The sequence below is a fragment of the Variovorax sp. Soil_C_12 genome, from assembly GCF_057657375.1.
The window spans coordinates 162,928-182,887 of record NZ_JBDGIO010000001.1 but is presented as its reverse complement, the minus strand read 5'-3'; the positions used below and the strand labels follow the sequence as shown (position 1 = coordinate 182,887).

17 protein-coding genes are annotated in these 19,960 nt (G+C 65.8%); 5 read left to right on the top strand and 12 right to left on the bottom strand.

What is annotated here, in order from left to right:
* Nucleotides 1-63: 63 nt before the first annotated feature.
* The 8 genes from AC3A6X_RS00915 to AC3A6X_RS00880 form a co-directional block, all read right to left on the bottom strand.
* On the bottom strand, nucleotides 64-546 hold the full coding sequence (locus AC3A6X_RS00915; protein ID WP_487840403.1) for a nucleoside deaminase: 483 nt from the start codon (nucleotides 544-546) through the stop codon (nucleotides 64-66).
* Nucleotides 539-1,306 carry an ABC transporter permease gene (locus AC3A6X_RS00910; RefSeq protein ID WP_487840402.1) on the bottom strand — a complete coding sequence of 256 codons (768 nt, stop codon included), beginning with the start codon at nucleotides 1,304-1,306 and terminating at the stop codon, nucleotides 539-541. Before AC3A6X_RS00910 ends, AC3A6X_RS00915 begins: the two co-directional genes overlap by 8 nt.
* Nucleotides 1,303-2,163 carry an ABC transporter ATP-binding protein gene (locus AC3A6X_RS00905; protein WP_487840401.1) on the bottom strand — a complete coding sequence of 287 codons (861 nt, stop codon included), beginning with the start codon at nucleotides 2,161-2,163 and terminating at the stop codon, nucleotides 1,303-1,305. The genes AC3A6X_RS00910 and AC3A6X_RS00905 overlap by 4 nt, the downstream gene beginning before the upstream one ends.
* Entirely contained in the window at nucleotides 2,163-3,194 is a 1,032-nt protein-coding gene (locus tag AC3A6X_RS00900; RefSeq protein ID WP_487840400.1) for an ABC transporter substrate-binding protein, read from the bottom strand. Before AC3A6X_RS00900 ends, AC3A6X_RS00905 begins: the two co-directional genes overlap by 1 nt.
* A gap of 194 nt (nucleotides 3,195-3,388) precedes the next feature.
* Nucleotides 3,389-3,628, bottom strand: a complete 240-nt coding sequence (locus tag AC3A6X_RS00895; protein ID WP_487840399.1) for a hypothetical protein — start codon at nucleotides 3,626-3,628, stop codon at nucleotides 3,389-3,391.
* A gap of 8 nt (nucleotides 3,629-3,636) precedes the next feature.
* Entirely contained in the window at nucleotides 3,637-4,194 is a 558-nt protein-coding gene (locus tag AC3A6X_RS00890) for an RHS repeat domain-containing protein (protein WP_487841070.1), read from the bottom strand.
* 59 nt (nucleotides 4,195-4,253) lie between these two features.
* On the bottom strand, nucleotides 4,254-4,991 hold the full coding sequence (locus AC3A6X_RS00885; protein WP_487841069.1) for a transglutaminase family protein: 738 nt from the start codon (nucleotides 4,989-4,991) through the stop codon (nucleotides 4,254-4,256).
* 323 nt (nucleotides 4,992-5,314) lie between these two features.
* Nucleotides 5,315-7,615, bottom strand: a complete 2,301-nt coding sequence (locus tag AC3A6X_RS00880) for an NADP-dependent malic enzyme (protein ID WP_487840398.1) — start codon at nucleotides 7,613-7,615, stop codon at nucleotides 5,315-5,317.
* 508 nt (nucleotides 7,616-8,123) lie between these two features.
* Here AC3A6X_RS00880 and trkA point away from each other — a divergent pair.
* Complete coding sequence (trkA, locus tag AC3A6X_RS00875) at nucleotides 8,124-9,593, top strand: Trk system potassium transporter TrkA (protein WP_487840397.1); 1,470 nt, start codon at nucleotides 8,124-8,126, stop codon at nucleotides 9,591-9,593.
* Between the two features lie 18 nt (nucleotides 9,594-9,611).
* Nucleotides 9,612-11,078 carry a TrkH family potassium uptake protein gene (locus tag AC3A6X_RS00870; RefSeq protein ID WP_487840396.1) on the top strand — a complete coding sequence of 489 codons (1,467 nt, stop codon included), beginning with the start codon at nucleotides 9,612-9,614 and terminating at the stop codon, nucleotides 11,076-11,078.
* A 486-nt stretch (nucleotides 11,079-11,564) separates the two neighbouring features.
* On the opposite strand, the gene AC3A6X_RS00865 is transcribed toward AC3A6X_RS00870, so the two are convergent.
* From AC3A6X_RS00865 to AC3A6X_RS00850, 4 genes are read right to left on the bottom strand one after another with little or no spacing between them, the layout of a single operon-like run.
* Nucleotides 11,565-12,215: a DUF599 domain-containing protein gene (locus tag AC3A6X_RS00865; protein ID WP_487840395.1), complete on the bottom strand. Its 651-nt coding sequence runs from the start codon at nucleotides 12,213-12,215 to the stop codon at nucleotides 11,565-11,567.
* A 9-nt stretch (nucleotides 12,216-12,224) separates the two neighbouring features.
* Nucleotides 12,225-12,662: a DUF6691 family protein gene (locus AC3A6X_RS00860; RefSeq protein WP_487840394.1), complete on the bottom strand. Its 438-nt coding sequence runs from the start codon at nucleotides 12,660-12,662 to the stop codon at nucleotides 12,225-12,227.
* A gap of 10 nt (nucleotides 12,663-12,672) precedes the next feature.
* A complete protein-coding gene (locus AC3A6X_RS00855) occupies nucleotides 12,673-13,107 on the bottom strand; it encodes a YeeE/YedE family protein (protein ID WP_487840393.1) in 435 nt (144 codons plus the stop codon).
* Nucleotides 13,107-13,430: a metalloregulator ArsR/SmtB family transcription factor gene (locus AC3A6X_RS00850; RefSeq protein ID WP_487840392.1), complete on the bottom strand. Its 324-nt coding sequence runs from the start codon at nucleotides 13,428-13,430 to the stop codon at nucleotides 13,107-13,109. Before AC3A6X_RS00850 ends, AC3A6X_RS00855 begins: the two co-directional genes overlap by 1 nt.
* 90 nt (nucleotides 13,431-13,520) lie before the next feature.
* Between AC3A6X_RS00850 and AC3A6X_RS00845 the strand changes: the two genes are divergently transcribed.
* From AC3A6X_RS00845 to AC3A6X_RS00835, 3 genes are all read left to right on the top strand, one after another.
* On the top strand, nucleotides 13,521-14,414 hold the full coding sequence (locus AC3A6X_RS00845; RefSeq protein WP_487840391.1) for an MBL fold metallo-hydrolase: 894 nt from the start codon (nucleotides 13,521-13,523) through the stop codon (nucleotides 14,412-14,414).
* A gap of 531 nt (nucleotides 14,415-14,945) precedes the next feature.
* Nucleotides 14,946-16,874 carry a propionate--CoA ligase gene (locus AC3A6X_RS00840; protein WP_487840390.1) on the top strand — a complete coding sequence of 643 codons (1,929 nt, stop codon included), beginning with the start codon at nucleotides 14,946-14,948 and terminating at the stop codon, nucleotides 16,872-16,874.
* A gap of 188 nt (nucleotides 16,875-17,062) precedes the next feature.
* On the top strand, nucleotides 17,063-19,942 hold the full coding sequence (locus AC3A6X_RS00835) for a 2-oxoglutarate dehydrogenase E1 component (protein WP_487840389.1): 2,880 nt from the start codon (nucleotides 17,063-17,065) through the stop codon (nucleotides 19,940-19,942).
* Nucleotides 19,943-19,960: the final 18 nt, after the last annotated feature.

Sequence of the window (19,960 nt, the reverse complement as noted above, 5' to 3'; positions counted from 1 at the left end):
CTGCGTCGCGGGCGGCGACGCAAGTGAACTTTGATTTCGCAGGGAGCCATACCGGCCCGCGTGTCAGCGCCCGCGCTGTTCCCAGAAGCCGCGGTGGGTGGCGATCATCTCGTCCGCCACCTCGAGCACGGGCCCGATGACCTCGATGGCCTTCTGGCCGCGGGCGAAGAGCTCGCGGCAGGGCAGGGAGAGCGTCGGGTTCTCGGGATGGGCGCCGGTGAGCGCCAAGAGCGCCGACTCCTCGGCGCCGTAGACCACGCGGCCGATGTTGGCCCAGTAGACGGTGCCGGCGCACATGGCGCAGGGCTCGAAGGTGGTGACCAGGGTGCATTGCGCCAGGTACTCGCCCGGGTAGTTGAGCGCGGCGCTGCGTGCCAGCGTGGCCTCGGCGTGTTGCACGGTGTCGATGTTGCCCTGCTCGGCCAGCACCGTCTCGCCGTCCGGCGCGACCAGCAGTGCGCCGAAGGGATGGCGGCCCATGGCCATCGCGCGCCGCGCGACCTGGTCGGCGCGGCGCAGGGCGCGGATGGCCTGCTGCCTATCCATTCTGCGACCCCCGGTGCGCCCAGGCGGTGGTGTGCTTCTCGATCACGCTGAAGAGCTCGTACATCAGCATCGCCATCGCGCCCACCACCATCAGCCCGGCGAAGGCCAGGCCCATCTGCATGGCGGAGCCGGCCGAGATCAGCAGGTAGCCGATGCCTTCGTTGGCGGCCGTCATTTCGCTCACCGTGGTGCCCACGAAGGCCAGCGTGATCGCGACCTTGAGCGAGGCGTAGAAGTAGGGCATGGAGCGCGGCAGGCCGATCTTGACCAGCACGTCCCAGCGCTTGGCGCCCAGCACGCGCAGCACGTCTTCGAGCTCGGGCTCCAGCGTTGCCAGGCCGGTGGCGATGTTGACCATGATCGGGAAGAAGCTGATCAAAAAGGCGGTGAGGATGGCCGGCCCGATGCCGATGCCGAACCAGACCACCAGGATCGGCACGAAGGCCGCCTTGGGCAGGGCGTTGAAGGCCGTCATCAGCGGGTACATCGCGGCATAGGCCAGGCGCGAGCTGCCGACGACGAAGCCCAGCAGCACGCCCACCACGATCGCCAGGCCGAAGCCCGCCATCGTGACCCAGAAGGTCCGCCAGGCATGGCCGGCGATGATTTCCTTGAACTCCCAGAACTGCGTCCAGATGCGCCACGGGCTGGGGAAGATGAAATCGGAGACGCCGAAGGCCGAGCAGACGATCTGCCACAGCACCAGCACGGCGACGAGCAGCAGCCACGGCGACCAGCGTTCGAGTTGCTTGTTGATCATGCAGTCGCCCCCGCCCCCGCCCCCGCCGCCGCTGCCGCTGTCGCGACGCCGGTGCCGCGGATCGCGCCGATATGGCTGCGCAGCTCCAGCACGATGTCGGTGAATTCCTTGGTGTAGGTGAGCTCCAGCTCGCGCGGGCGCGGCAGCTCGATGTCGCGCTTGACCACGAAGCGGCCCGGGCTCTTGCTCATCACATACACCGTGTCGGCCAGGAACACCGACTCGCGCAGGTCGTGCGTGACCAGGATCACGTTGAAGCGCTGCTCGGCCCAGAGGTCGCGCAGAATGCACCACAGCTCCTCGCGCGTGAAGGCGTCGAGCGCGCCGAAGGGCTCGTCGAGCAGCAGCATCTTGGGCTCGTGGATCAGCGCGCGGCAGATGCTGGCGCGCTGCTGCATGCCGCCGGAGAGCTGCCAGGGGAACTTGTCCTCGTAGCCGCCCAGGCCCACCTTCTGCAGGAGGCGCCGCGCGCGTTCCACGTATTCCTTGCGCTTGGCCTTGAAGCTCGAGCGGTAGGGCTCGACGATCTCCAGCGGCAGCAGCACGTTGTCCACCGTCGTGCGCCAGGGCAGCAGCGAGGGCGCCTGGAAGGCCATGCCCGAGATCTTGAGCGGACCGGTCACCGGCGCGCCGTCGATGCGGATCTTGCCCATCGAGGGCATCTTCAGGCCCGTCGTGAGCTTCATGAAGGTGGACTTGCCGCAGCCCGAGGGGCCGACGATGGCGATGAACTCGCCGCGCTTCACTTGCAGGTCGATGGCCTCGACCGCGAAGTGGTTGGCGCGCAGCAGTTCCTCGTTGTAGGCGAGCCAGACGTCCTGGAAATCGACGAAGGGCGCTGTCTCGGCGACCGCCATCACTTCTTCAGGATGTTGAGCTCGGCCGCGGGCGGGAGCAGGGCGGCCGTCCACACCGCTTCCGGGCTCACGCGCGTCTTGGTGTTGAAGGCGTCCGACACCTGCGAGGCCATCAGCGAGAGCCGGCCCGCGTTGACCGCGCCGAAGCCGTCGGTGCGCGCATCGGGGCTGTTGATCACGGTGTCGATGGCCAGCTTGAGGCGGCGCGTCTCCAGCGCGCTGTCGATGATGCCGTCGCGCTTCTTGACCGACTCGATGGCCATGGCCGGATTGGCGAGCACCTCCTTGGCGCCCTTGGCGAAGGCCGACAGGAAGGCCTTGACTGCGGCCGGGTTCTCCTTGATCAGCTTGGGCGAGGCGATGATGACGTTGCCGTAGAGCTTCACGCCGTAGTCGGCGTAAGGCAGCACCACAATGTCGGCCGGCTTGGCGCCGCGCGCCTCCAGGTTGAGCAGCGAGGTGAAGGTGAAGCCGGTGATGGCGTCGATGTCGCCGCGGACCAGCATGGTCTCGCGCAGCGTCGGGTCCATCGCGGTCCAGTTGACGGCGCCGATGTTGTTGGCCTTGGCGAAGATCGGGAAGGCGCGGCGGCCGGCGTCGAAGACCGGCGCGCCCAGCTTCTTGCCCGCCAGGTCCGCGGGCTTGGTGATGCCGCTCTTCTTCAGCGTCATGACCGAGGCCGGCGTGTTGTTGTAGACCATCATCACCGCGACCGGCTTGTTGGGGCTGTCCGGGTTGTTGGCGTGGAATTCCATCAGCGCCGCAAGGTCGGCGAAGCCCATGTCGTAGGCGCCCGAGGCGACCCGCGTGACGGTGCCGCCGGAGCCGTTGCCGGCGTCGATGGTGACGTCGAGCCCCGCATCCTTGAAGTAGCCCTTGGCGGCCGGGTGCAGGAAGAGGGCGGCCGGGCCCTCGAAGCGCCAGTCGAGCTGGAACTTGATCGGCGTCGGGGACTGGGCGTAGGCGTTGACGAGGCCGAAGCTGAGCGCCGAGGCGGCAAGAAAGGAGTGGAGCAGTTGGCGCTTGTTCATTCGATGTCCGTAGGGATGGATGCTCGGCATTCAAGCAAATTCGGTGCCGGCACGCACTTGGTGCGAACCCTTCCGGCTGAGCCAAGCGGGTGCATGCGCCGCCTTCGTTCCCAATGAAGAACGCCCTGCCGCGTGCACCGAGGTGGGGCGTCCTTTCTGGTGCGAGCCACCAGCCTGACTTGGCCTGATCTAGCTCAAGCCACGTACACAAGAATCCAAAGCAGGATGCTTGCTACTGCGATAGCCAGCCCGTGCTTACAAATGCGCTGCCCTTCATCGTCGTACCGCTTCAAGTCCAGACACCACCAGAGTGACCAGCCGACGACCTTGTCCATTTCGTCGGCATCGCGCAGATGCTTGATGGCCGAGATGCCAAGGGCGGCATACCACAAGCCAAGGGCTGCTGCGAGGCAGCCCAAGATCAGATCAGGCATGTTCATTTCTATTGGTCCATCGAACCAGTGTCGAGTGAAGGCGCAAACGGGACGGACACATGAGGCCCGATACGCAAGCAAAACCGGCCGTCTGCCTTGATGGACGGACCCAAAAATGCGCCACCAAAGCGCTTCGATACCGGAAGCCCAGGTGGCTGGAGTTGGACATTTGAGTTGCTGGGATTTTTCCGGCAGCTTTCAGGTTCCGGCTTGGGCGGTGGTGGTGGATCGCAGATTTCAATCCCGCCCCCGAAGCTCAATTCAGCGCTGAACTGAGGGCCAGGATCTTGTGTGCCACCGCTCACGCATGCTAGGCCCATGCAACCAAACCCAGCTACTGTTGGGCTTGCACGATATGACTGTCCACCGGGCCTGCCAACCACACCACTTCCTTGGCCCATCAGTCCGAAGGGGTCCGTGTACAGCAGTGGATTGCCCTCGGCGTAAAGATACCCGTTTGGCCCACCCAGAAGTCCGATGGGATCGAACTGCGTGTACCTGCCATCAGGCGGCCGGTATTCCCTGAACCCATTCGAATTGAGGCCGCTTTCGACATCGAAGTACATCGCCCCTACCTGCGACGAAACCAGCAGGCTTGCCAGCACCACTAGCGCTTTGAATTGCTTCATCTGCCCACCATCCCCCTGATGTTTCTGCCCTGTTGAACATCTTCGATCCGCACGTAGCCCAGATCGATTGCCTTGCGCATCGTGGCCTTCGCTTGCAGAGCGTACGAAGAAGACTCGGAGCCGGACGTGAGCTTGCTGTAGTACAAATACGCTTCGGCGATCTGCTCGTACGTTTCGGCGCGACGAGGCGCCAGCGTGAGTGAGGCCTTCAGGTACTGAAGGCAAGTCGCCACATCTTTGTGCAGCGCGTGGATGTACGCGCTGCAAGTGATCAACACGCCCAAATGCTCGCGCAATGTCAGCGGTCGCATGTAGGCGCCGCTCTTCAGTGCCGTCGCATTCACCCCGTGGCGTCCGATGTAGTCGTCGTCGGTAAAGCGCTTTCCGCCACTTGTGGCTTCGATGTTGCCGTGCGGAAATGCAAGATCGACGTAGCGGGCGAAGGTGTGATCAGGAACGCAGACAAGGGCGATTGGATAGCCCAGTCGCTGGCCGACGGCCACGTACAGCAGCGGCATCGAGAAGCACATTCCCTTGCCCGTCTCGAGCAAGCCATGCAGCAAATAGTTGAGCGGCTTCTGGCGAGCTTGTGGGTCGTGGTCGTAACGGATGCCGCGCTCCTGAAAGAACACGGTGTTCATCGCCCAGACGCGCTCTTCCGGGTCGTTCGGCGATTTAACCTTTCGCCGAACCGCCGCCGCCATGGCATCGAGTTGCCGCGAGAAGTTCTCGATATCGACCGATGGATAAAGCTCTTGCGACAGCGCGAATGACGCGCGGCCGACGTCGATTCAATCTTCGGGTAACTACCGCAGGCTTTCCAGCCTGCTGGTGCCTGCCCAAGCCGCAGGCACCGCAGATACAGCGCCGCAGAGCAGACTTCGTCTCTTCATGCTTCCTCCTTGGAATCGCCTGTTAATCAGGCTGGAATTGATTTCGGAGGCGGATCATAGAGGCAAAATCGACGAGCGAAGCACCGCTCGTCGGCTGTCGTGGCGGACGGAAAAACGCCCTGCCGCGCGCACCGCGGCAGGGCGTTCGTTCTGGTGCGTGCGGCCTACTTGGACGAGCTCGAGTTGGCCACGGCCAGCGCCGTCATGTTGAGCACGCGGCGCACGGTGGCCGAAGGGGTGAGGATGTGCGCCGAGCCGGCCGCGCCCATGAGGATGGGCCCCACCGTCACGCCGTTGCCGCCGGTCATCTTCAGCACATTGAAGAGAATGTTGGCGGCATCGAGGTTGGGGCAGATCAGCAGGTTGGCCTCGCCGTTGAGCGTGGTCTCGGGCAGCGCGTTGTGGCGCACGGTGTCGGACAGCGCGGCATCGCCGTGCATCTCGCCGTCGCATTCGATGTCGGGGGCCATCTTCGCGAACAGGTCGCGCGCCAGCCGCATCTTGCGCGCCGAGCCGCGTTCGGACGAGCCGAAGTTGGAGTGCGAGAGGAACGCCACCTTGGGCGGCAGGCCGAAGCGGCGCACTTCGTCGGCCGCCATCACCGCGATTTCGGCCAAGGTCTGGGCGTCCGGGTCCTCGTGCACGTTGGTGTCGGCGATGAACAGGGTGTATTTCTCGAGCGTCAGCGCGTTGAGGGTGGCGAATCCGGGAGCGCCGCGCTTCAGGCCCAGCACCTGGTTGAGGATCTTCAGGTGGCTGTCGAAGCGCCCGACCAGGCCGCATAGCATCGCGTCGGCGTCGCCCAGCTGGACCATCAGCGAACCGATGGTCGTGTTGGAGCGCCGCACCATGGCCTTCGACGCCTCGGGCGTGATGCCGCGGCGGCCCATGATCTTGTGATAGGCCTCCCAGTAGGTGCGGAAGCGCGGGTCGTCCTCGGGGTCGACCACGTCCACGTCGGTGCCGATGCGGATGCGCAGGCCGGCCTTCTTGATGCGCGTCTCGATCACGGCCGGGCGGCCGATCAGGATCGGCTTGGCCAGGCCCTCGTCCACCGCCAGCTGGGCGGCACGCAGCACGCGGTCGTCCTCGCCCTCGCAGTAGGCCACGCGCTTGGCGCTCGCCAGCTTCGCGGCGCTGAAGACCGGCCGCATGAACATGCCGGTCTGGTAGACGAAGCGCGCCAGGTTCTGGCGGTAGATGTCCAGGTCCTCGATCGGCCGCGTGGCCACGCCCGAGGCCTGGGCGGCCTTGGCCACGGCGGGTGCGATGCGCAGGATGAGGCGCGAGTCGAAGGGCTTGGGGATGATGTAGTCGGGGCCGAAAGCCAGCTCCTGGCCCTGGTAGGCGGTGGCCACCTCTTCGCTGATGTCGGCCTTGGTCAGCTCGGCGATCTCGCGCACGCAGGCCAGCTTCATTTCTTCCGTGATCTTGGTTGCGCCGCAGTCCAGCGCGCCGCGGAAGATGTAGGGGAAGCACAGCACGTTATTGACCTGGTTCGGGTAGTCCGAGCGGCCGGTGGCGATGATGCAGTCGGGCCGCACTTCCTTGGCCAGCTCGGGCCGGATCTCGGGCTCGGGGTTGGCCAGCGCCAGGATGATGGGCTTGTCGGCCATGGACTTGACCATGTCCTGCGAGACCACGCCGGGTGCCGAGCAGCCGAGGAAGACGTCGGCGTTCTTCATCACGTCGGCCAGGGTGCGGGCGCCGCTGTCCGACTGCGCGTAGCGCGACTTCGAGTCGTCGAAGCCGCCCGGGCGGCCGATGTAGATCAGGCCCTTGGAGTCGACCGCGAAGATGTTGGCGGGCTTGGCGCCCATGCCCACCATCACGTCCAGGCAGGCGATGGCGGCGGCGCCGGCGCCGGAGACGGCGATCTTCACTTCCTGGATCTTCTTGCCGACCAGCTCCAGCCCGTTGATCAACGCCGCAGCCGAGATGATGGCGGTGCCGTGCTGGTCGTCATGGAACACCGGGATGTTCATGCGCTCGCGCAGCTTGCGCTCGATGTAGAAGCACTCGGGCGCCTTGATGTCCTCGAGGTTGATGCCGCCCAGCGTGGGTTCCAGCGCGGCGATGATCTCGACCAGCTTGTCGGGGTCGAGTTCGGCCAGCTCGATGTCGAACACGTCGATGCCGGCGAACTTCTTGAAGAGGCAGCCCTTGCCTTCCATCACCGGCTTGGCAGCCAGCGGGCCGATGTTGCCCAGCCCCAGCACCGCGGTGCCGTTGGTGACCACGCCCACCAGGTTGCCGCGCGAGGTGAACTCGGCGGCCATGGCGGGGTCGGCCTCGATGTCGAGGCAGGGGTAGGCCACGCCGGGGGAGTAGGCCAGCGAGAGGTCGCGCTGGTTCAGCAGCGGCTTCGTCGGCGTGATGGAAATCTTGCCTTTGGCGGGGCTGCGGTGGTATTCGCGGGCGGCATCGCGCAATGCTTCTTCTGCTGGGGACAGGGGGGCGGCCATGAAAGTCTCCTTGGTTCTGCTGACGAGCAAGGAGGCTACTCCAAAAGCGCGGGGTGCTCCTGTTAGTGGAACCACGAAGGTAGACAGCGCGAGCACCAAGGGCTCCTTCGCGATGCGGTGATGGCGCCGGCTGCCCGACCTGGCGCGCTGGGCAGAGTTCCTCGCGCTCGACAACGTGGTGCTCGTACCGCACATCGCGAGTTCGACCGTGCAGACCCCGGGAAGCCATGGGCCGAAGCGTGCTGGACAACCTCTCGGCGCTCTTCGAAGCCGCCGGTGTGCAGGGGCAGCAAATGAGAATTGTTCTCATGTAATGCCTGGCGCCGGTGCCGCAAGGATCACCGCCCAACGCCCACTTTTTTCGAGGCCAGCCCCCGCCAGCGGCCGGCGGTGGCCACGCACATGACGATGCTGCAGTCGGAGCCCGAAGCCCGGCCCAACGACCTGCCCTAGCGCGACTGTCACGCGATTCCCTTCGGGCGTATAAACCGTCCCGGGGGGACATCCATTGAAAATCATCATTCTCGGCGCAGGCCGGATCGGCGAGAGCGTGGCCGGCACGCTCGTGTCGGAGCGCAACGACATCACCGTCATCGACACCGACGCGGTGCGCCTGCGCCAACTCGAGGAACGCTTCGAACTGCGCGGCGTGGTGGGCAGCGGCATCGAGCCCGACGTGCTGGCCGAAGCCGGCGCGCGCGATGCCGACATGCTGATCGCCTGCGCCGCGCAGGACGAGACCAATCTGGTCTGCTGCAAGGTCGCCCACCAGGTGTTCGGCATTCCGACGCGCATTGCGCGCATTCGTTCCAATGCGTTCAAGGACGACAGCCCGCTCCTCGGCAAGGAAGGCTTTGCCGTCGACCGCGTGATCTGCCCGGAGGAATCGCTGACGCGCTATATCGGCAAGCTGGTGGAGTACCCCGAGGCACTGCAGGTGCGCGAGTTCGCGGGCGGGCTGGCCTGCCTGGTGTCGGTGCGCGCGGTGGCGGGCGCGCCCCTGGTGCGCCACACCATCGCCGAGCTGCGCGAATGCGTGCCCGGTGCCGACATGCGCATCGTCGCGATCTACCGCCGGCTCGAGAACGAGCCCGACCGCTTCATCCTCTGCGAAGGCCAGACGCTCATCGAGCCCGGCGACGAGGTGTTCGTGCTGTCGGCGCGCGAGCACCTGCAATCGGTCCTGTCGGCGCTGCACCGCTACGACCAGGCCGATCATCGCGCCGTCGAGCGCATCATGATCGCGGGCGGCGGCCGCGTGGGCCTGCGGCTCGCGAGGCAGCTCGTCGAGACCGGCCGCAACTACCAGATCAAGCTGCTGGAGCGCGACCACGCACGCTGCGTGCTGCTCGCCTCCGAGCTGCCGACCGGCGTGCTGGTGCTGCACGGCGACGGCACCGACGAGGACCTGCTGGAAGACGAGGGCATCGAGAACATCGACCTGTTCCTCTCGCTCACCAGCGACGACGAGGACAACATCATGGCCAGTCTGCTGGCCAAGCGCCTGGGCGCGCAGCGCGTGCTGGCGCTGATCAACCGCCGCAGCTATGCCGACCTGATGCACGGCACGCAGATCGACATTGCGCTGTCGCCCGCGCAGACCATGCTCGGCGAACTGCTGGCTTATGTGCGCCGGGGCGACGTGCAGGCCGTGCATAGCCTGCGCCGCGGCGTGGCCGAGGCCCTGGAGATCGTGGCGCGCGGCGACCGCAAGACCTCGCGCGTCGTCGGGCGCAGGATCTCGGACATCCAGTTGCCCAAGGGCGCGCAGTTCGGCCTGGTCATGCGCGGCTTGCCGGAGATCGGGGAGGGCGCGGTCCCGGCCGGCGAGGCGCCACTGCCCATGCCGGCACAAGTGATCATCGCGCGCGGCGACACCGTGATCGAGAGCAACGACCACGTCGTGATCTTCGTGCCGCGCAAGCGCCAGCTGCGCGACGTGGAGAAGCTGTTCCGCGTGAGCGCCACCTTCTTCTGACGCCATGGCTCGCGTTCAATGAGCGACTTCTTTCCAGCGTTGCGCGTGTTCGGTGCGCTCCTGGCTTTCTTCTCGCTCGGCATGTTCGTGCCGTGGATCATCTCGTGGACGCACGCCGACGGCCTGCGCCATGTGTGGGCCTTCTCTGCGGCGATCTCCTTCGTCTGCGGGGCCGCGTTGTGGGGTGGCCTGGGCCGCCACAAACGCGAGCTGCAACCGCGCCACGGCATCTTCCTGGTGTCCTTCACCTGGGTGCTGCTGCCGCTCTGCGCCACGCTGCCGCTGATGTGGGCGCTCGACGACATCGGGCGGCCGATCAACTTCACGCATGCGTATTTCGAGGCGGTGTCGGGCATCACGACCACGGGGGCGACCGTGCTTGCCAAGCTGGACGAGTTGCCGGTGTCGATCAACGTGTGGCGCACCTTCCTGCAATGGCTCGGCGGCATGGGGATCCTGGTGCTGGCGGTGGCCATCCTGCCGCTCTTGGGCGTGGGTAGCAGCCAGCTCTTCAAGGCCGAGGTGGCCGGCCCGATCAAGGACAGCAAGCTCACGCCGCGCGTGAAGGAAACCGCCAAGGGGCTCTGGGGCATTTATGCGACCTTTTCCGCCGTCTGCTTCCTTGCGTACTGGGCCGGCGGCATGACGGCCATCGACGCGTTGATGCACATGTTCACCACCGTGAGCCTGGGCGGGCTCTCGTCGCACGACGCGAGCTTTGCGCACTTCGCGTCGCCGCTGCTCGAAGGGGTGGCGGTGCTCTTCATGCTCGGGGCCAGCTGCAACTTCGCGCTGTACTTCGTCGCGCTGCGAAAGGGCCACTGGCGCGGCTTCTGGCGCGACCCGGAGCTGCGCGCCACGCTCGGCGCGCTGATCGGCGGCGGTCTGCTGGTGGCGGTGGTGCTGTGGGCGAAAGGCGTCTACGGGCCGGTGGATGCGCTGCGCCACGGCGTGTTCCACACCATCTCGGTCGGCAGCACCACCGGCTATGCCACGGTCGACTACCTGCACTGGCCCGTGTTCGCGCCGCTCTTCATGCTGCTGCTCTCGGGCGTGGCAACCAGCGCCGGGTCCACCGGGTGTGGCATCAAGATGGTCCGGGTTCTCATCCTCGTCAAGCAGGCGCGGCGCGAGATGACCAGCCTCGTGCATCCGCGCGTGGTCCAGCCGGTGACGCTCGGCAACATGGTGGTCGACCACCGCGTGATCTTCTCGGTGCTGGCCTTCATGCTGGTCTACGGCGTGACCACGATCTCGCTGAGCATGCTGCTGGTGCTGACCGACCTCGACCCCGTCACGGCCTTCAGCGCTGTACTGGCCAGCGTGAACTGCACCGGCCCGGGGCTCGGCACCGTCGGTCCGGCCGGCAACTTCAGCGGCCTGACGAACTTCCAGCTGTGGGTCTGCACCTTCGCGATGGTGCTGGGCCGGCTCGAGATGCTGAGCTTCATCGCACTGCTGACGCCTTCGTTCTGGCGCAAGTGAGGACGGGCTGCAGCAGCGCCCATCGCATCGCGGTCAGCATGGCCCATGGCGGCCACGCGTGAGGCCCGATGCGACGCTCGGTCGAACACCGATGCGGAAGGCGACGAATAGCGCCTCAGCTGGATGAAGCCTTGGAATGATGATCGTCGCCACCGTCCCGACGAGAACGTGGACGTAAAGTTCGTCGAGCTCTATGCAAGGCCGCAAGGCCCGCGAGATCGTGCCTTCGAACCCGAACGGCGAACTGGGGCTGTCGGTCATGACCAGACACCCGTGCCGAATCCAAATACGACTGCTCTAGGGGATAGCGGAAGTTGACGGCGGCTCTTCAGCGTCGGCGAGCTCGACCTCATTGAGGCCCTTGTGCGCAGTTGGCGGTTGCGATCTGCACGCGAGCAGCGGTGGACGCAGAAGCCGGCGTCTCCTGCCAGAGCGCCACGTAGTTCGGCACGTGCACGAGGCCTTGAATCGCTGGCGTGAACATGCCTACGCCTGTTCGTCCTTGCTTGCGAAACGGTCGAAGCTGACGAGCACCGCCATGACACCGAGCGCAGCCACCGGACCTGCTGCCGGGTGAACGATGGAGGCCAGGATGGGTGCCGCCAGAACAAGATGCCTGAGGCCCCAGCTGTAGAGGATGCCGGCTCGCCGCACGTAGGTCGTGCCGGCGTCGCTCCAGCGATTGCGCGCCTCGGAGCCGACCGGCATCGCGCTGACAAACCCCGCGTGGTTGTAGTAGCGCACCGCCATGACCGATGACAGGAGCGAGGCGAACAGCAGTGCCATGAGCACGAACTCCAGTGCGAGCCGCACGGTGAAGCTCGGCCAACCGGGGGGCTCGCCGAAGGCCGAATGCAGCGATGGCGCGGCCAGGGTCGCCGTACTCATCAAGGCCAGCGCAGCCGTCGATGCGGTCATCGTGGCCGACATCAGCGAGTTGCGAAGCGTCTGTACCGCCAGGACTTCGGATCCCTTCTGCGCCGAGACGGCGGCGAACCATTCCTCGCGCAGCGCCGCATGCGCCGTGCGCGCGAGGCGTGCGGGCCTTCGGCGATGCCCGAAAGCAAGGGCGACTTCATGGGACACGAGGATGCCCACCGTGGCCAGCGCCGCGAGCCAGCTCGCCATGTTCGTCATCGGCCGACCTCAGGCAGCATGCGGCACCGGCACGCGCTTGCGGCGTTCGAGAAACTCGAAAACGCCCATGCCCGCCATCATCGCCACCACGAAGACGAGCGCCTTGACTTCGCCCATTCCGAGGGAAACGAGGGCGGGGCCTGGGCAGAAGCCGGCGACGCCCCAACCGATACCGAAGAGCACGCTGCCGAGGACCAGGCGGCGGTCGATGTCGCGCGCCGAAGGCAGTCGCATCTTGGCGCCAAGGAGGGACACGGCACGGCGGTTGGCCACTCCGAAGGCGAGCGCACCCACAGCGATGGCGCCCGCCATGACGAAGGCCAGGGACGGGTCCCACTGGCCGGCGAGGTCCAGGAAGCCGAGCACCTTGGCCGGGTCGGCCATGCCAGAAACGATGAGGCCGAGGCCGAAGACCAGGCCGGCCAGAAGCGAAGCGAAAGCAATCATGAAGGCCTCCTCAGATACCGAGCAGATGACGCGTCACGAACACCGTGACAAAGCCGGCGCCCATGAAGGCGGCCGTGGCGACGATAGAGCGGGGCGATAGGCGAGACAGTCCGCAGACGCCGTGGCCGCTGGTGCAACCCGAGCCGTAACGCGTGCCTATGCCCACAAGCAGCCCGGCCAGAACGAGCGCGCCATACCCGGCGTCAATCTGCGGCCTGGGCAACGCCTCCAACAGCACATAGACCAGCGGCGCACCGACCAGTCCCAGGACAAAGGCAATGCGCCAGGCGCTGTCGCCCTTGACCGGCCTGAGCAGGCCGCCAAGCACCCCACTGATGCCGGCGATGCGACCGTTGAGCAGCACGAACATCGCTGCGGCGATGCCGATCAGCATGCCCCCGGCCAGTGCGGCAAGTGGCGTGAAGTGGTTCCAATCGATGGACATCATTCTTCCTTTGGGCAGTAGAGACGGTAGAGAAGCGCGAGGATTTCGAGCATCGACGGGTCGGCCACGCTGTAGAAGATGCTCTTGCCCTCGCGGCGCGTATGGACCACCCCTTCGTTGCGCAGGACACCGAGTTGCTGCGACAGGGTCGGTTGGTGAATGTTCAGCGTCTGCTCGAGGTCGCTGACGCACATCTCGCCCTGCGAGAGTTGGCACAGCAGAAGCAGACGGTCTTGATTGGCGAGCACCTTGAGGGCGCCGACCGCCTTGCCGGCGGCGCTGCGCAGGACTTCGGGGTCGATGACGGGGGAACGGTGCTTCATGGGTGTGGCTAAACAGTATGGATTGACATATTATGTCGATAAATATAATATTGGTCAATCGAATGACAATCGGCACTGACGGAGAACCTCATGACGACCCGCACCACGACCCAAGGCTTTTTCGACCCCCACACGTGGACGGTCTCTTACGTCGTCTGGGACCCTGTGACGGAGCGAGCCGCGGTCATCGACCCGGTGCTGGATTACGACTTCAAGTCCGGGCACACGAGCACTGCCTCAGCCGACCGGCTGCTGGCATATGTCCGGGACCAGGGCCTGCAGGTCGACTGGATTCTGGAAACCCACGCGCACGCCGACCACATGTCCGGCGCACGCTACGTGCAGGCGCAGGTCGGTGGACTCGTCGCTATCGGCGAGAACATCCGTACCGTGCAGGCGACCTTCAAGAAGCTCTACAACCTGGAGCGTGGCTTCCTGCCGGACGGGAGCCAGTTCGACCACCTCTTCAGGGACGGCGAGGTCTTCAAGATCGGCGAGGTCGAGGCCACCGCGATACTGGTGCCGGGCCACACTCCGGCTGACATGGCCTACCTCGTGGACGGTTCTGTCTTCGTCGGGGACACGCTCTTCATGCCCGATCTCGGCAGCGCGCGCGCGGATTTCCCCGGCGGCGACGCCCGCCAGCTCTACGCCTCGATGCGCAGACTGCTGGACCTGCCGCCCGAGACCACGATGTACGTCTGCCACGACTACCCGCCTTCGTCTCGACAGCCCCGGTGGCAGACCACCGTCGCCGAGCAACGTGCCCACAACATCCATGTGCGCGACGGCATCAGCGAGGACGCCTTCGTCGCAATGCGCACGGCTCGCGACGCTACTCTTGATGTTCCGACGCTCATCCTTCCGTCGATTCAGGTGAACGTGCGCGGCGGGCAGCTTCCACCCCCGGACGATAACGGGGTCGCCTACCTTCGCATTCCGCTGAATGCGCTTCCTGTTCATCCGCAGCTTGATGCAAGCTAAGCCGCTGGAGCTGGGCCTAGGATCTGGCTGTCCGGATTCGCAAACAAGTACCAAACTTGCCCTTGAATTGCTTCGATGAGGTTGTGCCGGGCTGAAGCGTCGCGAGGTATGCGTTCACTGAACGAGCCGAGGGACTGCGAATTCGTGTCCGGCTTTGGGCCTACAGGTGGTTGGTCTGCCCGAACGGACATCAAGCCTCTGATCGCTTTGCGGCCCTCAGTTCCTTGCTGTATCGCTTCGACTCCGCATGGACTAACTCCCCGGGCTCAACACTGAGGCCCTGCGCGAGGCGGAACAAGGTCGTTAAAGAGAGCGGCGTGCATGAGTGAACCAGCTCGCCCAGGCGGTCGAGGACGTGGTCGGTTCCCCTCGCCGCAGCGTCATCCCGGCCATATCTCCCTCCAGGAAGCGGCCGCGCTCGTCGACGTAGTGCTCGACGCTCGGCACCAACGCCCCGTATCGCGTGTCAGCTTGACGCAAGCCGACCGCCAATAATTATGAATTCAGTTTGACGCCCCGGCCGACCCACAAGTGGAGACAACGCTCATGAGCTACGCAGAGTTCTATCGCCGTTCCATCGAAACGCCGGAGGCCTTCTGGGCCGAGCAGGCCGAGCTGATCGACTGGAAAGCCCCGCCCAGCCAGATTCTCGATACGACACGGGCTCCCTTCGTGCATTGGTTCGCCGGCGGAACCACGAATCTCTGCCACAACGCGGTCGATCGGCATCTGGCGACCCGCGGCGACCAGGCGGCACTGATCGCCGTTTCCACCGAAACCGGCACCGAGAGGAGCTACAGCTTCAAGGAACTGCATGCCGAGGTGCAGCGGGTCGCCGCCTCCCTCATGGAACTCGGGGTAGGGAAGGGCGATTGCGTCCTGATCTACATGCCGATGATTCCCGAGGCCGCCTTCACCATGCTGGCCTGTGCGCGGCTGGGCGCGATCCACTGCGTGGTGTTCGGCGGCTTCGCGAGCGCTTCGCTGGCCTCGCGCATCGAGGATGCGACACCCAAGGTCGTCGTCAGCGCCGACGCCGGATCGCGCGGCGGCAAGGTGATCGCGTACAAGCCGCTGCTGGACGAGGCGATCCGCCTCTCGAAGCACAAGCCCGATGCGGTGCTGCTGTTCGACCGCGGCCTGGCGCCCATGGACCTGAGCAAGGGCCGCGATCATCTCGCCGCCCCCCTGATCGAGAAGCACCGCGACGCGCAGGTGCCCTGCACCTGGCTGGACGCCACCGACATCAGCTACACCATCTACACCAGCGGCACCACCGGCCGGCCCAAGGGCGTGCAGCGCGACACCGGCGGCTACGCGGTGGCGCTGGCCGCGAGCATGAAGCACATCTTCGACGGGCGGGCCGGCGAAACCTACTTCTCGACCAGCGACATCGGCTGGGTGGTGGGGCACAGCTACATCGTCTACGGGCCGCTGATCGCGGGCATGGCGACCCTCATGTACGAAGGCCTGCCCACGCAGGGCCTGGATCGGCAGCCCGACGGCGGCATCTGGTGGCAGCTGGTGGAGAAGTACAAGGTCACCGTGATGTTCAGCGCGCCGACCGCTGTACGCGTATTGAAGAAGCAGGACCCGGCGCTGTTGAAGAAGTACGACCTGTCGAGCCTGCGTGCGCTGTTCCTCGCGGGCGAGCCGCTGGACGAGCCCACGGCGCGCTGGATCAGCGAGGGACTGGGCGTGCCGATCATCGACAACTACTGGCAGACCGAGTCGGGCTGGCCCATCCTCACGGTGGCCAACGGCGTGGAGACCACGCGCAGCAAGTTCGGCAGCCCGGGCGTGCCGATGTACGGCTACAAGGTCAAGATCCTGCACGAGTCCACCGGCGAGGAGTTGACGGCCCCCAACGAAAAGGGCGTGGTCGTGATCGAGGGGCCGACGCCGCCCGGCTTCATGCAGACCGTGTGGCGCGACGACGAGCGCTTCGTCAACACCTACTGGAAGACCGTGCCGGGCAAGCTGGTGTATTCCACCTTCGACTGGGGCATCCGCGACGAGGACGGCTACTACTACATCCTGGGGCGCACCGACGACGTGATCAACGTGGCCGGCCACCGCCTCGGCACGCGCGAGATCGAGGAAAGCATCTCCGGCCACGCCAAGGTCGCCGAGGTGGCGGTGGTCGGCGTGGCCGATGCGCTCAAGGGCCAGGTGGCCATGGCCTTCGTCGTGCCGAAGGACGGGGCCGTGCTCGGCGACGCGCAGGCCGCCCTGGCGCTGGAAGGCGAGGTCATGAAGCAGGTGGCCGACCAGCTCGGCGCGCTGGCGCGGCCGGCCCGCGTGCACTTCGTGGGAGCCTTGCCCAAGACCCGCAGCGGCAAGCTGCTGCGCCGGGCGATCCAGGCCGTGTGCGAGGGGCGCGACCCCGGCGACCTGACCACCATCGAGGACCCGGGCGCGCTCCAGCAGATCAGGCAAACGCTCTCTCCCCAGGGGTAGGCCGCCACGCCCCGGGGGGGGGGGCTTGTGGAGCCGGCTTCTGGCGTCACATAGTTGCCGTGGCACAATGCCAAGGTACTCCGGCCCTTCCCCAGCCACAGTCGCATCCGCCAATCGGTTCAGCCGTGTCGCGGAAGGTTTCCTAAACCAGCTAATGCTTCCCCAAGGGAAGCGAAGGTCAGCGCAATATGAGCGATTCGACGTCCTCCGCGTCCATCTATCACGCCTACCAAGGCAACACCTACCTCTTCGGCGGCAATGCCCCCTATGTCGAAGAGATGTACGAGAACTATCTCGCCAACCCGGGCAGCGTGCCCGACAACTGGCGCTCGTACTTCGATGCGCTGCAGAACGTGCCGGCCACCGACGGCAGCACCACGCGCGACGTCCCGCACCAGCCGGTCATCAATGCCTTCGCCGAGCGCGCCAAGCAGGGCACGACCAAGGTGGTTCAGGCCAGCGGTGCCGATTCCGAGCTCGGCCGCCAGCGCACGGCAGTCCAGCAGCTGATCGCCGCCTACCGCAACGTCGGCGCCCGCTGGGCCGACCTCGATCCGCTCAAGCGCGCCGAGCGCCCCCCGATTCCCGAGCTGGAGCCTTCGTTCTACGGCTTCACCGATGCCGACCTCGAGACGGTGTTCAACACGAGCAACACCTTCTTCGGCAAGGACACGATGTCGCTGCGCGACCTGCTCAACGCGCTGCGCGAGACCTACTGCACCACCATCGGCGCGGAGTACATGTACATGACCGACCAGGCGCAGAAGCGCTGGTGGCAGCAAAAGCTCGAGAGCGCCCGGACCAACCCCAAGCTGAGCACCGAGCAGAAGAAGCGCATCCTCGAGCGCCTGACGGCCGCCGAAGGCCTGGAGCGATTCCTCCACACCAAGTACGTCGGCCAGAAGCGCTTCTCGCTGGAAGGCGGCGAGAGCTTCATCGTCTCGATGGACGAGCTGATCAGCCAGGCCGGCACCAAGGGCGTGCAGGAGATCGTGATCGGCATGGCCCACCGCGGGCGCCTCAATGTGCTGGTCAATTCGCTGGGCAAGATGCCGGCCGACCTGTTCGCCGAGTTCGACCACACGGCGCCCGAGGAACTGCCCAGCGGCGACGTCAAGTACCACCAGGGCTTCAGCTCCGACGTGTCGACGCCTGGCGGCCCGGTGCACCTGAGCCTGGCCTTCAACCCCTCGCACCTCGAGATCGTGAACCCCGTGGTCGAAGGCTCTGTGCGTGCCCGCATGGACCGCCGCGCCGACCCGCTGGGCAAGCAGGTGCTGCCCGTGATCGTGCACGGCGACGCCGCCTTCGCAGGGCAGGGCGTGGTGATGGAAACGCTGGCGCTGGCCGAGACGCGCGGCTACTCCACCGGCGGCACGGTTCACATCGTGATCAACAACCAGATCGGCTTCACCACCAGCGACCCGCGCGACAGCCGCTCCACGCTGTACTGCACCGACATCGTCAAGATGAACGAAGCGCCGGTGCTGCACGTGAACGGCGACGACCCCGAGGCCGTGGTGCTCGCCACCCAACTGGCCCTCGAGTTCCGCATGGAATTCCAGAAGGATGTGGTGGTCGACATCGTCTGCTTCCGCAAGCTCGGCCACAACGAGCAGGACACCCCCTCGCTGACCCAGCCGCTGATGTACAAGAAGATCGCGGCCCACCCCGGCACGCGCAGGCTCTACGCCGATCGCCTTGCCGCCCAGGGCCTGGGAGAGACGCTGGGTGACGACCTGGTGAAGGCGCAGCGCGCGGCCTTCGACGCCGGCAAGAACACCACCAACCCGGTGCTCACCAACTTCAAGAGCAAGTACGCGGTCGACTGGAGCCCCTTCCTCAACAAGAAGTGGACCGATGCCGGCGACACGGCGATTCCGACCGCGGAATGGAAGCGACTGGCCGAGCGCATCACCAAGGCGCCGGACAACTTCACGGTGCATCCGCTGGTCAAGAAGGTGCTGGACGACCGCGCCGCCATGGGCCGCGGCGAGATCAACGTCGACTGGGGCATGGGCGAGCACATGGCCTTCGCCTCGCTGGTGGCCAGCGGCTACCCGGTGCGCCTCTCCGGCGAGGACAGCGGCCGTGGCACCTTCACGCACCGCCATGCCGTGTTGCACGACCAGAACCGCGAGAAGTTCGACGAAGGCATCTATGTGCCGCTGCAGAACGTGGCCGACAACCAGGCGCCCTTCGTCGTCATCGACTCCATCCTCTCGGAAGAAGCGGTGCTGGCGTTCGAATACGGCTATGCCTCCAACGACCCCAACACGCTGGTGATCTGGGAGGCGCAGTTCGGCGACTTCGCCAACGGCGCGCAGGTCGTGATCGACCAGTTCATCGCCTCGGGCGAGGTGAAGTGGGGCCGCGTCAACGGCATCACGCTGATGCTGCCGCACGGCTACGAAGGGCAGGGCCCCGAGCACAGCTCGGCGCGCCTGGAGCGCTTCATGCAGCTGTCGGCCGACGCCAACATGCAGGTCGTGCAGCCCACCACGGCGAGCCAGATCTTCCACGTGCTGCGCCGCCAGATGGTGCGCAACCTGCGCAAGCCGCTGATCATCATGACGCCCAAGTCGCTGCTGCGGAACAAGGACGCGACCTCGCCGCTGTCGGAGTTCACCAAGGGCAGCTTCCAGACCGTCATTCCCGACAACAAGGAGCTCAAGGCCGACAAGGTCAAGCGCGTGATCGCCTGCTCGGGCAAGGTCTACTACGACCTGGCGAAGAAGCGCGAGGAGAAGGGCAACGAGGACGTGGCGATCATCCGCGTCGAGCAGCTCTATCCCTTCCCGCACAAGGCGTTCGCCGCCGAGCTCAAGAAGTATCCGAATCTGGTCGACGTGGTGTGGTCGCAGGACGAGCCGCAGAACCAGGGCGCCTGGTTCTTCGTGCAGCACAACATCCACGAGAACCTGCAGGAAGGCCAGAAGCTCGGCTACTCGGGCCGCGCCGCCTCGGCGTCGCCCGCGGTCGGCTACTCGCACCTGCACCAGGAGCAGCAGAAGGCACTGGTCGATGGCGCCTTCGCCAAGCTCAAGGGCTTCGTGCTCACCAAGTAAAACAATCCCACTCAAGAA

Bases quoted from the DNA above. Each gene is read 5' to 3' on its own strand.
- AC3A6X_RS00915 (WP_487840403.1), bottom strand. From the start codon at position 546: ATGGATAGGCAGCAGGCCATCCGCGCCCTGCGCCGCGCCGACCAGGTC.
- AC3A6X_RS00910 (WP_487840402.1), bottom strand. From the start codon at position 1,306: ATGATCAACAAGCAACTCGAACGCTGGTCGCCGTGGCTGCTGCTCGTC.
- AC3A6X_RS00905 (WP_487840401.1), bottom strand. From the start codon at position 2,163: ATGGCGGTCGCCGAGACAGCGCCCTTCGTCGATTTCCAGGACGTCTGG.
- AC3A6X_RS00900 (WP_487840400.1), bottom strand. From the start codon at position 3,194: ATGAACAAGCGCCAACTGCTCCACTCCTTTCTTGCCGCCTCGGCGCTC.
- AC3A6X_RS00895 (WP_487840399.1), bottom strand. From the start codon at position 3,628: ATGCCTGATCTGATCTTGGGCTGCCTCGCAGCAGCCCTTGGCTTGTGG.
- AC3A6X_RS00890 (WP_487841070.1), bottom strand. From the start codon at position 4,194: ATGTACTTCGATGTCGAAAGCGGCCTCAATTCGAATGGGTTCAGGGAA.
- AC3A6X_RS00880 (WP_487840398.1), bottom strand. From the start codon at position 7,615: ATGGCCGCCCCCCTGTCCCCAGCAGAAGAAGCATTGCGCGATGCCGCC.
- AC3A6X_RS00870 (WP_487840396.1), top strand. From the start codon at position 9,612: ATGAGCGACTTCTTTCCAGCGTTGCGCGTGTTCGGTGCGCTCCTGGCT.
- AC3A6X_RS00865 (WP_487840395.1), bottom strand. From the start codon at position 12,215: ATGACGAACATGGCGAGCTGGCTCGCGGCGCTGGCCACGGTGGGCATC.
- AC3A6X_RS00860 (WP_487840394.1), bottom strand. From the start codon at position 12,662: ATGATTGCTTTCGCTTCGCTTCTGGCCGGCCTGGTCTTCGGCCTCGGC.
- AC3A6X_RS00855 (WP_487840393.1), bottom strand. From the start codon at position 13,107: ATGTCCATCGATTGGAACCACTTCACGCCACTTGCCGCACTGGCCGGG.
- AC3A6X_RS00850 (WP_487840392.1), bottom strand. From the start codon at position 13,430: ATGAAGCACCGTTCCCCCGTCATCGACCCCGAAGTCCTGCGCAGCGCC.
- AC3A6X_RS00845 (WP_487840391.1), top strand. From the start codon at position 13,521: ATGACGACCCGCACCACGACCCAAGGCTTTTTCGACCCCCACACGTGG.
- AC3A6X_RS00835 (WP_487840389.1), top strand. From the start codon at position 17,063: ATGAGCGATTCGACGTCCTCCGCGTCCATCTATCACGCCTACCAAGGC.